Raw genomic sequence first — 11,642 nt, 5'->3', positions numbered from 1 at the left:
ATGGACGACTTCGCCTTCACGCTGCCGGAGGATGCCCCGCCGGATATGGCCGCCGTCGCCGAACTGGGCGCCGGGCTGCGCCGGCTCACCGAAGCCGTCGACGAACTGCACCGGCTGCACCTCGACCTTGCCGAGCAGGTCGCCGCCCAGGCCAAAACTGGTGGGCGGCCGCGCAAGGCCCCGGCGAGCGTGCCGTGGCCGCTGCGCTGGCGAGAGCTGGACCGCCCGGCCGGCGCCGACGTGTGGGGCTGGCTGATCGACTGGACCGGCTGGATGGTCGAGCGCTACCAACTCGCCGAGGAAATCCCGCCCTGCTGGCCGCAGCATCCGCCCCTGATCGAAGAGCTGACCGCACTCGCGGCGGCGTGGCACGACGCCTACGACGAGGCAGCCCCGGCGGACGCACCGCTGGTGTGGCACGAACGCCTCGGCCGTGCCCGGATCCGGCTGCGCGACTTCGACGACCTGACCCGGTGCCGCACCGGCGTGCACACCGACCGCAGCCACGAACTGGTCTGGCCCAGCCAGTGGCTCACCGACGCCCAGGAAACCGCCACCGCCGACCTGGCCGCCCGCCACCAGCCGAATCCCGGCCACGCCACCGGCGGCGCCGAGCGCGAGCAACCAGGCGACGGCGCTGAAGGTCAGGAGTGGTCGCCGTGACGCAGCCCGCAGAGATCACCTCCCGCGCCGACTGGGCGCTGCTGACGCAGAACCTGCGCGAGTTCAACGAGCAGATCGACGCCCTCTACCTGCGCATCACCGATCCCGGCGATGACGCGGAGCCCAGCGACGGCGAGACCGAAGACCCGGGCGCGGAGCCCGAGACGTCGGCCACCGCGCAGCCCGCCCCGGACGACGTGCAGCCGCAAGACCCGCAGCACGACGCCACCCCATCTGAGACGGAGGAACCCGTGTCCGACCCTGACCAGGCCACCGATCCCTTTACGGAAGCCGAAAACGCCGAGCTGGAGCGCCGCCAGCAGTTGCTGGATGCCGACGCCTACGACGACGAGGTCGAACAGGACATCGAGGATCAGCGTCGCCTGGACTACGAGAGCGACGGCGACCTCGACGGCGACTACGACCCCGACCTGGGGGTGGACGGCTGATGACCAGCCTCGCCCTCACCGACACCACGTCCGCCAGCGACGACGCCGACGCGTACGAACACACCCTGCGCGAGCTCCGCGAGCGCACCGAAGCCCTCACCGATGCGCTCGACGGCGCCGACGTGCGCCGCGGGCCGATCGGCCGAAACGCCGCGCTGCGCGACCTGCACACCCGACTACGCGGGATGGCCGCGCTCGCCAACCACGCCCTCGGCGGCTGGCCCGACACCCAGGACCCGCAGTGAAGCGCCACGCCCTGATCGCGGTCGTCCTCGCCAGTGTGGTGGCGGCGGCCGGCTGCGCGCCGCACCCGCGTCCTGGGCAGGGCCCGGTCAGCTGGCCGCCCGCGCCGCCGGCCAGCGCGGACACCGGCAACGGCCCGAACGCGCCCATAACAATCAGCCCCTCGAAAGCGGCCACGGACACGGTGCTGCGCTTCGTGCACGCCTGGGCCCGTCCCGGCCTCGACCAGCAGGTCTGGTACGCGGGAGTCCGCGGTCTTGCCAACTCGGCCTACGCCCGGATGCTGGCCACCGTCGACCCGGCGAACGTCCCGGCCCACCTGGTCACCGGCGGGCTAGTAGTGCGTGCGTCGACCCCGCAAGAGCTGATCGCCGACGTCCCCACCGACGCCGGAACCGTCCGTGTCACGGCCGTCGCGGCCGGCGGCCGGTGGCTGGTGGCCACCGTGAGCGGGATCGGCCTGCGATGAAACCGAAGACCTGGCTCACCGTGATCGCCGTCGTCGTCGCCATGTTCTGCGGGCTGCCGCTGCTCACCGTGATCGCCGACACCGGCGCCGCGGATGCGTGTACGCCGACCGCGGGTGGCGGCAGCGGCCAGGTCGTGCTGCTCGATCACCCGGGCCCGGTCGGGAAGTGGAACGGCAGCCAGACCGACAACGCCGCGATCATCGTCGCCGTCGGCCAACGCCGCCAGATCCCGGCACGCGGCTGGGTCATTGCGGTCGCCACGGCGATGACCGAATCCCGGCTCATCAACTCCAGCACTGTCACCGACCACGACTCGGTCGGGCTCTTCCAGCAACGCCCCAGCAAGGGGTGGGGAACGCCAGCCCAACTCGTCGACCCCGTCTACGCCTCGACGAAGTTTTATGCCGCCCTGACCCAGGTGAAGAACTGGCAGACGCTGCCCTTGACCGAGGCCGCTCAGGCCGTGCAGAAATCGGCATTCCCGGACCGATATGCCGATTATGAAACCGACGCCCAGCAGGTCGTGACCGCCGTCGCTTCAGGAAATTCGACCGCGATTATCGGCGACAGCGACCAGTGTGAGAGCGTCTGCCCGGCGACCGCCACCCCGTCGAGCAGCCCCGACGATTCCTGTGTCGGAATAGGCGCTGTTTTCCAGCGCGCTAAAACGTGGTTGACGGCCTGGAACGGCGGCCCGGTTCCCTACCTGTCCAGCAACGTACCGGGCGACCTGTTCCACGGCTACCGCCGCGACTGCTCCGGCTACGTGTCCATGGCTCTGGGACTACCCGGACCAGGGCTGACCACGGTCAACCTCGCCGACCGATCAACACATATTTCCAAGGCGCAGCTACGCCCCGGCGACCTCATGATCAACCCCGATACAGACCTGCGCGGGCATGTCGTCCTATTCGCCGGCTGGGTGGACGCCTCAATGAACCGCTACTACGGCTACGAGCAAACCGGCGACGGCGGAACGCACTACCGATCCATTCCCTTCCCGTATTTCGGCACGTATTCGATGAGCCCGTATCGGTTCGGTTCGACATGACCAAAAGCATTCCTACGCCACCAGAAATATATCGCAACCCCGCGCACGGCGAATCCCCGAACGCAACCCTTCACCCGCTCGTGTGCCATCGGCGAGAAGCACTCAAACCGCCGTCAGCAAACCCCCCGACCACGACGACAACCGATCACTTTTCGAGCACCAAGGGAGCAGCACATGAACTTGTCCACGCCCACGGCGCAGCCCACACCCCCTGTGCAGTCCACACGCATCTCGCGTGCCGGGCGGCCGATCATCGCCAGCTTCCTGCTGGCCCTGCTCGTGGTGCTCGCCGTGGCGAGCCCGGCAGGCGCCCATCCGCGCCCATCCCCAGATCCCGGGGCCGGGTGCCAGCGCCGCGACGTCTCAGTGACGCTCACCGGCAGCCCGACCGCGCCGCGCTACCGCGTCGCCGGCTGGCTGTGCCAGCCCCGCCATGCCACGCGCACCGTTCAGCTGCTGATTTCCGGCTTCACCTACGACCACGCCTACTGGCTCGGCGCGAGCACGCCGACCAACTGGACGGCCGCCGCGCTCGCGCACGGCGACGCCGTATACATGATCGACCCCGTCGGCGTCGGCGCCAGCGACCATCCCCCGGCCGAGCAGGTCACCACCAGCAGCCAAGCCGAGACCGTGCACCAGATCACCGCCGCGCTGCACGACGGCACCCTCGGCCGATACCGCAGCGTGGTCGGCGTCGGGCACTCCTACGGCTCGATCATCCTCGCCGCCGAAGCCGCCCAGCATCGCGATCTCGACGCGCTCGTGCTCACCAGCAAACTGCCCCAGTACAACCAGCCCGGGCTCACCGCCTTCCACGACGCCCTCTACCCGGCCGCCGACGACCCGACATTCGCCCACGCGAACCTGCCCGACGGCTACGTCACCACCCCACCCGGCACCAGGCCGGGCTTCTTCCTCGACCCGGACACCGCCGTACCGCAAGCCGCGGCCTGGGAAGAATCCCATAAGGACGTCGGCACCACCGGCGAACTGGGCACGATGACCGCCGCCGCGTACGCCGCCGACAGCCGGCACATCACCGTCCCGGTCCTGCTCATCGACGGCAGCCACGACTCGCTGTTCTGCAACACCACCGAGCTATGCGACACCGGCGCCCAACTGTGCCAGCGCGTGCAAACCATCTACGCGCCGAGCACACGAGTTGCCGCGATGACCGTGCCCGGTGCCGGGCACGCCATCAACCTGCACCGCGGCGCCTCGACCGTCCTCGCCGCCGCCGACAGGTGGATCACCCGAACCGTGACCGGCACCGGCGCGCGACCGGCCGTCACCGCCTGCCCCCACCCCTAAGCCCGCCGCTGGGCCGTGTGGAGGCGCACCGCCGTCGCGCTGTGCACGACCCAAGAACAAACACGACCTCGCCGGGGCCACCCAGACCCTCACGCAGGTCGCAGTCCCGGGCCCGGCGCCCGCCGATGGGCGCCCTGCCGCACAGCCCTTCTTTCGACGAGGAACCCATGCACAACGACCCGATCACCGCCGAGGTGATGGAGATCAGCCGTCAGCTCGACGACGCCGCGCGTATCTCCATCGGTTTTCCCGGCGCATCCGATATCGACTACCGGCCGCTCACCGAGCTCCTCACCAAGCCGATCAACAACATCGGCGACCCCTACACCGGCAGCGACGTACCCAACAACACCCTGAAACAGGAACGTCAGGTCGTCGAACTGCTGGCCGACCTGTTCCGCGCACCCGCCGACGACCGGTGGGGCTACGTCACCAGCGGCGGCACGGAAAGCAACGCTGCTGCCCTGACCATCGCCCGGTCCCTCTACCCGGACGCCGTCTGCTACTACTCCGACTCAGCCCACTACTCGCTGGACAAGATTCGCCGACAGCTGGCGCTGCCGGCGGTCCGGATCCGCAGCACCTCCCGCGGCGAGATCGACTACGACGACCTGCGTACCCAACTCGGCCTGCGCCGCGACCGGCCCGCCATCGTCATCGCCACCATCGGCACGACGATGACCGAGGCGGTCGACGACGTCGGGCGCATCACCGCGATCCTCGACGACCTCGCGATCCGCGACCGCTTCGTGCACGCCGACGCGGCACTCGCCGGCATCCCACTCGCCCTCCTCGATCCCACCGACCGGCCGGGGATCGACTTCGCCGACGGCGCCGACTCGATGTGCATCTCCGGCCACAAGTTCCTGGCCGCACCGTCGCCGTGCAGCGTCGTGATCACCAAAGCCTCACACCGGGCCCGCGCCGCCCAGCCGGTCGGCTACATCGGCAGCCTCGACACCACCATCGGCGGCTCCCGATCGGGGCACGCCCCGCTGATCCTCTGGTACGCGCTCAACACGCTGAGGATCGACGGGCTGCGTGCCCGCGCCGAGCGGACCCGGGGACTCGCCGGCCACGTCTGCGATCAGCTGCGGCACCTCGGCTGGGAGGCCTACCGGCAGCCGAACGCCTTCACCGTCGTCCTGCGGACGCCGCCCGATGCCGTCCGCAGCCGGTGGGCGATGGCCTCGCATCGGGGGTGGAGCCACGTCATCCCTATGCCGGGCACACCGATCGCGTCGATCAACGACTTCCTCGAGGACATGGCCAGCGCGATCCGAGCCGGCGACGGCCAGCAGCTCGCACTGGCCGGGAGCACCCGATGACCAGCACGGCCGCCCCACGCACGAACCGTGCCGGACCCGCGAAACGGGCCGCCGTCACCCGGCAACCCCGACGCGTGCGGACCTGCGCCGGCAGTCCGCAACCGCCCACCAACAGTCCCGATCAACACCAAGGAGCGACGACCATGCCCACCTTTTCGTCTCCGTCCCGAGCCCGCACGACAACTCGAGTTCGCCGCAGCGCCAGCCGGCACTTGACAACGATGCTGCTCGCGGTAGTCGCCGCGGTCGCGGTGATGCTCGTCGGTGTCCCGGGCGCCGAAGCGATGCCGGACACCGGCGGCCCCGCCTGTGTTCGCCACGACACGACGGCCACCCTCACCCCCGGCCTGGCCAGCCCGCGCTATCGGATCGCCGGCTGGCTCTGCACACCCCCGCACCCCAACGGCACGGTGCAGGTGCTGCTGTCCGGCTACACCTACGACCACACCTACTGGACCACCCCCGACCCCGCCGCCGACTGGGTCTCTGCAGCGCTCGGCTCCGGGCAGTCGGTCTACATGATCGACCGCGTCGGCGTCGGCGCCAGCGGCAAACCGCCCGCCGACCAGATCACCGCCGACACCGAAGCCACCGTCACCCACCAGATCGTCACCGGCCTACGCGACGGCACCATCGGCCACTACCGCACAGTCGTCGGGGTCGGACACTCCTACGGCTCCATCGTCTGGATGGCCGAAGCCGCCTCCCATCACGACGTCGACGCGCTGGTCCTGACCGGCATCCTGCACGGCCTGTCACCCGATCAGATCACCGCCTTCGCCAACGACCTGCACCCCGCCGCCGACGACCCGAAGTTCGCCAACACGGCGCTGCCCGCCGGCTACCTCACCACGCAGCCCGGCACCCGGGCCGGCTTCTTCCTCGATGCGCAGACCGCATTGCCCGGCGCGGCCGCCTGGGACGAGGCCAGCAAATCGACCGGCACCAGCGGCGAGCTGACCTTCACCCCCGAAACGGAAACCGGCTACAGCAAGCACATCCGCGTACCCGTGCTGACGATCGTCGGCGCCGACGACGCCCTGCTGTGCACCACCGACCTGCCCTGCGGCACCGGCGCGCAGCTATGCCAGCGCGAACGCCCCGACTACGCCGCGACCACACCGCTGGCGATGGCGTCGATCCCCGAAACCGGCCACTCGATCACCCTGCATCGCACTGCGCCGATCGCCGAAGCGATCGCCAACCAGTGGATCACCCACCCCGCCGGCCGCACCCCGGGCGTCACCACCTGCCGCAGTTGAGCGAACCCACCCGCCCCGGCACGGAACGAGGAACAGATGTTCACCCAGCACCCAGCACGCCACCACGGCGACAACGACCCGCGCACCGATGCCCTCGCCACCTACGGCGGCGTCCATCTACCCACGCCCGAGCACCCCGCGCACGGCGACCACCACCGCAACCCGCATCGCCCCAAGCCCAGACAGCACCGGCTGCGGCCACCGACCAGCACACCGCCGACCGCGACCGCGAGGCACCGGTGAACGACCACCACCCAGAGGCTCCAGCTGACGTCCAGGGCTCACGGGTCGACAGCATCCCGAGCGTCGACCTCGACACCCTCGCGCTGCTGGTCCGCGCCGCGAACCTCGTTCGCCGGCACCTCGACACCTACGTGCTCTACAACGTGCACCTGAACTGGACCAGCTGGGACGTGCTGACCATCATCAACGACCAGCCCGGCATCTCCACCCGCGAGCTCGCCGACATCGCCGTCATCTCCAAGTCCGGCACCACACAGGTCTGCGACCTGCTGGTCGAACGCGCGCTGATCTACCGCACCCGCGAAACCGGCGACCGGCGGCTGACCCAGCTCTACCCGACCTCCCGCGGGTCCCGGCTGGTCACCGACCTCATCCCGCAGATCAGCGACGCCTACCACCAGTACATCGCGACCGGCCGGGCCCCCGTCGGGGACACCTTCCGAACGGCGCTGCGCGAACTCTTCCTGTCGCCATCGAGCACCACACGAATCCCGATGGACACGACGTGATTCACCACTCGGCGCGCTACCGCGCACCCCCGCGGCACCGCCGCGCTTCACCGGCACAAATCCGATCGGCCACCCCGGCAACTCACCCTCGAAAGGAACCCACGATGCACAGCAGAAGCAACACCACCTCCGGCTCGGTAAGACTGCGGACCGCAGTCTGCGTCCTGGCCGCTGCCTGCGCGTTCCTCGTCGCCGCGTGCGGCACAAGCCCGCGAGCCACGCCGACGCCATCTGCGTCGGCACATCCGCCGTCGATCGCACCGCCCTCGACCGCGACCAGCGCCTCCAGCACGCACAATTACACCTACCGAAGCACGACCAAGGGCTGCGATCTGATCCAGCTCGACAGCCTCTCGGCCGCGCTCGGCGACGACGCCGGCAACCTCGCCAATCCGCACTACGAGAAGACCTCTTTCGCCAGCTTCGCCCGCTGCGACCGGCAGTACGGAGCGCCCGGCTCCCGCAGCCTGGTCGACATTCAAGTCATGGTCGGCAACCCGGGCACCGCCAGCGCGGTCGCCGCGTTCTGGAACGGGATGCGTAGGGCGGACGCGAAGGACCACACCCTCACCACCGATCCCGAGCTGGCCGCGCAGGGCGCCTACGGCTGGACCGACAACCAGATCGGCCCGCACCTGACGGTGTACGACGGCAATCTCTACCTGCGGATCTCAATCAACCAGATCACCCGCCAGAGCGTGCCGCCGACCCAGGTCACCGAGCTACTCAACGAGGTCGCCCGTAACGCCATGTCCACGATGGCCAGCTAACTCACCTCGCGCTTTGCAGGAAACAGGTCCCGGTCGCCGATGCGGCGGCCGGGACACCTCATGACCATCCGGGATCCAGCGGCTTATGGCCGTGATCTGGACCGGGTCACGAGTCAGCCTGCCGGAGCCCTTTGCTCGTCACCCCGACCCTTCGAGAGCGCGCCCGTCGTGCTCGGGAGTTCCTGATGACAATTCACCTGCGCACTGTGGCTCAGCCGCAGCAACGACTGTTCAGCGCCCGGCTGGCAGCCTCGACGCTGTTCGCCATCGTCGGAGCCGCCACCGGAACCTGGACCGCGCGGATGCCCACCATCGAACAACACCTCAACCTCAGCCACGGACAACTCAGCATCGCCCTGCTAGCCCTCGCCCTGGGCGGCCTGGCCGGAATGGGCCTCACCGGCCGGCTAATCGACCGGTACGGCACGCAACGCGTCCTAACGCCCGCCGCGCTTGTGCTCGGGCCCGCGCTCGCCGCGCTCATATACGCACCGACCTTTGTTGCCTTGGTCGCCGGCCTGTTGCTGTTCGGTCTAGCCCACGGCACTACCAACGTCGCGATGAACGCGTATGCGGTCTCGTGCGAGACCGCATACGCCAGGCCGATCATGAGCTCGATCCACGCCTGGTTCAGCATCGGCGGCCTGCTCGCTGCCGCCTCCGGAGCAGGCTTTTCCGCGGCCGACCCCACGGCGACCGGCACGTTCACGCTCGCCGGGGTCCTCGGCCTTGTGCTCGCCGCCGGCGCGCTGCTCTCGGCGCGGCACGCGCACATCGACGGAGCGGGCAATGCAAGCATGCGCGCCTCTGGGCGTGCGCCGGGGGGCACGGCTTCGATCCCGTTCTGGAGGATTGCCGGGCTCGGGCTGATCGCCTTCTGCAGCTTGCTGTCCGAGGGCGCCGCCGCGGACTGGAGCAGCGTCTACGTGCACGACAGCCTGCACGGCTCGCTCAGCATTTCGGCCAGCGCGTACGCCGTCTTCGCGCTCGCGATGACCGCGGGCCGGCTTACCGCCGACCGTCTCGTGGCCCGCTTCGGCCCCGCGTCCCTGATTCGTATCTGCGGGTTGCTGGCTGGCGGTGGATTCGCCGCCGGAGTCCTGACCGGCATACCGCTGGCGGCAGTCGCCGGATTCGGGTTCCTCGGCGCGGGCCTGTCGTGCGTGGTGCCGCAAACCTACTCTGCTGCCGGGCATCTGGACGCCGACAACGCGGGCGGCGTGCTCTCGCGGGTCGCGGCGCTCGGCTACTCGGGTTTCGTGATCGGGCCCGTGCTGATCGGCGCTCTCGCTGCTCACGTGGGTCTCGCCGCCGCTATGTTGCTGCTGCCCCTGCTCACGCTCGTCGTCGCGGTTGCGGGCGGCCTTGTGCGATCGGCGCATGAGCGGCCTGGTGAGCAGGCCCCCGCTGCCTGACGATAGCGACCGACTGAAGGTGACCGACTGTCTGGCTACGCGGATGCCTAGATCTTGCGGGAGGGCAGCCTGTTCACGTCCGCGGCGAGGAAGCCCCAGCCGATGGCCAGATCGTTGAGGCTGTCGGCCACCAGGTGTCGGCGGGTTTCCCGGTCCGGGTCGAATGGGCCGACGATGCGCAACGCCGTCTGCGTCCGGGAGACATCGCGCGGGCCGTCGCCGAACGAGGCGAAATCGAGGACGTCCGGGAGACTCAGCTGACGCGCTGTGCCTTCGTCACCGTCGTCGCGCGCGGCCGTTCCGGCGTTGATGTAGAAGACGACGAACGGGGGCGCCGCGTACGGCAGCCTTGTGAAGTCGGGCTCGAGCGCCTCGGGCAGCACGACGATGGCGTCCCACATCGCGACCAAAGCGCCAACGAGGTCGGCGATCGGCAGACGGGAACGCGATGCTTGCGGATTGTCGGCGTCGTGCGGCTGCTGGAGGTGTCGGAGATTGATTCCTAGGTCGACGGTGGCCAGGACCGACGACGGGGAACGCCAGTTGCCGGTTTGCAGCACCGAGTTCGCGGTCATCACCGGCGCCCCGTCGGGCGTGGTGGTCTGTGCGCGGACGTGGGAGCTGATGGCCGAGTGATTGCTGTCGGATCCGCTGGCCAGGTTCCACGCCGGCGCATCGGCCGCCGCTGCGTGGCGGTGTACGAGGCTGGACATGTGCGCGGCGAGCCCGGATTCCGTGAGCAGGTCGCGATGCCGTCGCCGGACCGCGACGGGGAGCGACTGGGGCCCGTACGTCCAGTTTTGCCAAGCGACGTCGAGGACGGCGCGCAGGTACAGCTCGGTGAGTTCGCCGGTGGCGAAGTTGTTGTGGTGCGTCTCGAAGTCACGGCGGGTGTGCGGCCGCCACAGCAACCGCCCGCCGGGTGACACCTGGGCCAGACGGCCAGGTCCCCATCGTCCGCCTTCCAGCTCGACCGTCTGCGCGTCGCCGCGGATCAGCAAGGGGGTGTCCGCCGAGGCCGAGGGCAGGCCGACGTTGCTGATACTCGTCTCCGTATCGGCGGCGTTGCCCGCCTCGCGCAGGTCTTCCCAGACGTCACCCGGAACGACGGCGCTGCGCCCGTTCGGCAATACGGTTAGAACTGGGCCGGGCGCACTGTCGCGGCCGGCGAGCGGTTGGATCAGGCCGGGTCCGACTACGGTGACCGGTTGCGTCGGATACCCGAGCAGGGGCTGTCCGCCTCCGGCCGCGTACGCGGTAGTGAACTGTTGGCGTTGCCGTCCACCGCCTTCACCGACCTCGGGATGGGACGGCGGCGGGGGCGCAGGCATTGCGGCGGCGACTGCCGTGTTCAACGCTTCGATGATGTCCGCTCGTGGGCCGCTCTCGGCATTCCAGCCGGTCGAGAGCAGTCGCTGAAGGCCGTCGTGGGTCAGCCAGACCGTCGCATCGGCGTCCCGGATGGGGACACCGACCGTCGTCGGGGTCTTCTTGCCGTCGGGGCCGGGGACGACGAACGGCTTGGCGGTCTCGGGTTGCGCCGGAATGTCGATAACCAGCACCCCGCGCTCGTCATCGACGGCGTAGAAGTCGACGGTCAGACCACGAATGAGTGGTCGCACCCGGTCGCGGACCAGTTTGCGGTACCGATCGACGTCGACCAAGCGCGCCGGCACGGGTTTCAGCGCGTCGATGATCTCGCGACCGTTCTCGACCCGCGTGCCGAATCCGACGAGAAGTAGACCGCCCTGGCCGTTCGCGAACGCGGCCACATCTTTAATCAACTCACCGGCGCCAGCGGGATCATCGAGCTGGTATATGCCGGACTTCACGTCCAGGACGGCGGACTCGGGGGTTCCCACAAACCGGTCCCAGCTGCGGGCCGATACCCATTCTCGCGCCGTCGCCGCCGGGCTGTTGTTCAT

General features: G+C 69.5%; 13 protein-coding genes. 12 read left to right on the top strand and 1 reads right to left on the bottom strand.

Translation table 11 applies throughout. The features are described from left to right. The 12 genes from ACQP2F_RS33495 to ACQP2F_RS33440 all read left to right on the top strand — a co-directional run bounded on the left by ACQP2F_RS33495 (position 1) and on the right by ACQP2F_RS33440 (position 9,717). Positions 1-663, top strand: a complete 663-nt coding sequence (locus ACQP2F_RS33495) for a hypothetical protein (RefSeq protein ID WP_433294593.1) — start codon at positions 1-3, stop codon at positions 661-663. Continuing rightward, the gene (locus ACQP2F_RS33490; protein WP_433294591.1) at positions 660-1,112 is read left to right on the top strand and encodes a hypothetical protein; all 453 of its coding nucleotides are present in this window, start codon (positions 660-662) and stop codon (positions 1,110-1,112) included. The genes ACQP2F_RS33495 and ACQP2F_RS33490 overlap by 4 nt, the downstream gene beginning before the upstream one ends. Further along, positions 1,112-1,357, top strand: coding sequence for a hypothetical protein (locus tag ACQP2F_RS33485; RefSeq protein WP_433294589.1), 246 nt, complete (start codon positions 1,112-1,114; stop codon positions 1,355-1,357). Before ACQP2F_RS33490 ends, ACQP2F_RS33485 begins: the two co-directional genes overlap by 1 nt. Beyond that, a complete protein-coding gene (locus tag ACQP2F_RS33480) occupies positions 1,354-1,824 on the top strand; it encodes a hypothetical protein (protein WP_433294587.1) in 471 nt (156 codons plus the stop codon). Before ACQP2F_RS33485 ends, ACQP2F_RS33480 begins: the two co-directional genes overlap by 4 nt. After that, the gene (locus ACQP2F_RS33475; RefSeq protein ID WP_433294585.1) at positions 1,821-2,876 is read left to right on the top strand and encodes an NlpC/P60 family protein; all 1,056 of its coding nucleotides are present in this window, start codon (positions 1,821-1,823) and stop codon (positions 2,874-2,876) included. Before ACQP2F_RS33480 ends, ACQP2F_RS33475 begins: the two co-directional genes overlap by 4 nt. 174 nt (positions 2,877-3,050) lie before the next feature. Next, positions 3,051-4,190 (top strand): alpha/beta hydrolase, encoded by a 1,140-nt coding sequence (locus ACQP2F_RS33470; protein WP_433294583.1) that lies wholly within the window; start codon positions 3,051-3,053, stop codon positions 4,188-4,190. A 167-nt stretch (positions 4,191-4,357) separates the two neighbouring features. After that, the gene (locus ACQP2F_RS33465) at positions 4,358-5,518 is read left to right on the top strand and encodes a histidine decarboxylase (RefSeq protein ID WP_433294581.1); all 1,161 of its coding nucleotides are present in this window, start codon (positions 4,358-4,360) and stop codon (positions 5,516-5,518) included. A 221-nt stretch (positions 5,519-5,739) separates the two neighbouring features. Continuing rightward, positions 5,740-6,780 (top strand): alpha/beta fold hydrolase, encoded by a 1,041-nt coding sequence (locus tag ACQP2F_RS33460; RefSeq protein WP_433294579.1) that lies wholly within the window; start codon positions 5,740-5,742, stop codon positions 6,778-6,780. Positions 6,781-6,816: 36 nt separating this feature from the next. After that, positions 6,817-7,023 carry a hypothetical protein gene (locus ACQP2F_RS33455; RefSeq protein ID WP_433294577.1) on the top strand — a complete coding sequence of 69 codons (207 nt, stop codon included), beginning with the start codon at positions 6,817-6,819 and terminating at the stop codon, positions 7,021-7,023. Beyond that, positions 7,020-7,532 carry a MarR family winged helix-turn-helix transcriptional regulator gene (locus ACQP2F_RS33450; protein WP_433294575.1) on the top strand — a complete coding sequence of 171 codons (513 nt, stop codon included), beginning with the start codon at positions 7,020-7,022 and terminating at the stop codon, positions 7,530-7,532. Before ACQP2F_RS33455 ends, ACQP2F_RS33450 begins: the two co-directional genes overlap by 4 nt. A 104-nt stretch (positions 7,533-7,636) precedes the next feature. Continuing rightward, complete coding sequence (locus ACQP2F_RS33445) at positions 7,637-8,302, top strand: hypothetical protein (RefSeq protein WP_433294573.1); 666 nt, start codon at positions 7,637-7,639, stop codon at positions 8,300-8,302. 185 nt (positions 8,303-8,487) lie between these two features. Beyond that, the gene (locus tag ACQP2F_RS33440; RefSeq protein ID WP_433294571.1) at positions 8,488-9,717 is read left to right on the top strand and encodes an MFS transporter; all 1,230 of its coding nucleotides are present in this window, start codon (positions 8,488-8,490) and stop codon (positions 9,715-9,717) included. A 47-nt stretch (positions 9,718-9,764) separates the two neighbouring features. Here ACQP2F_RS33440 and ACQP2F_RS33435 read toward each other — a convergent pair whose 3' ends face one another. Further along, positions 9,765-11,642, bottom strand: a complete 1,878-nt coding sequence (locus ACQP2F_RS33435; protein WP_433294569.1) for a hypothetical protein — start codon at positions 11,640-11,642, stop codon at positions 9,765-9,767.

This window comes from Actinoplanes sp. CA-030573 (assembly GCF_050951115.1).
Taxonomy (GTDB): Bacteria; Actinomycetota; Actinomycetes; order Mycobacteriales; family Micromonosporaceae; genus Actinoplanes.
This window is presented reverse-complemented; position numbering and strand designations above follow the sequence as displayed.

Bases quoted from the DNA above. Each gene is read 5' to 3' on its own strand.
- ACQP2F_RS33495 (WP_433294593.1), top strand. From the start codon at position 1: ATGGACGACTTCGCCTTCACGCTGCCGGAGGATGCCCCGCCGGATATG.
- ACQP2F_RS33485 (WP_433294589.1), top strand. From the start codon at position 1,112: ATGACCAGCCTCGCCCTCACCGACACCACGTCCGCCAGCGACGACGCC.
- ACQP2F_RS33475 (WP_433294585.1), top strand. From the start codon at position 1,821: ATGAAACCGAAGACCTGGCTCACCGTGATCGCCGTCGTCGTCGCCATG.
- ACQP2F_RS33470 (WP_433294583.1), top strand. From the start codon at position 3,051: ATGAACTTGTCCACGCCCACGGCGCAGCCCACACCCCCTGTGCAGTCC.
- ACQP2F_RS33465 (WP_433294581.1), top strand. From the start codon at position 4,358: ATGCACAACGACCCGATCACCGCCGAGGTGATGGAGATCAGCCGTCAG.
- ACQP2F_RS33460 (WP_433294579.1), top strand. From the start codon at position 5,740: ATGCTGCTCGCGGTAGTCGCCGCGGTCGCGGTGATGCTCGTCGGTGTC.
- ACQP2F_RS33455 (WP_433294577.1), top strand. From the start codon at position 6,817: ATGTTCACCCAGCACCCAGCACGCCACCACGGCGACAACGACCCGCGC.
- ACQP2F_RS33445 (WP_433294573.1), top strand. From the start codon at position 7,637: ATGCACAGCAGAAGCAACACCACCTCCGGCTCGGTAAGACTGCGGACC.
- ACQP2F_RS33440 (WP_433294571.1), top strand. From the start codon at position 8,488: ATGACAATTCACCTGCGCACTGTGGCTCAGCCGCAGCAACGACTGTTC.
- ACQP2F_RS33435 (WP_433294569.1), bottom strand. From the start codon at position 11,642: ATGAACAACAGCCCGGCGGCGACGGCGCGAGAATGGGTATCGGCCCGC.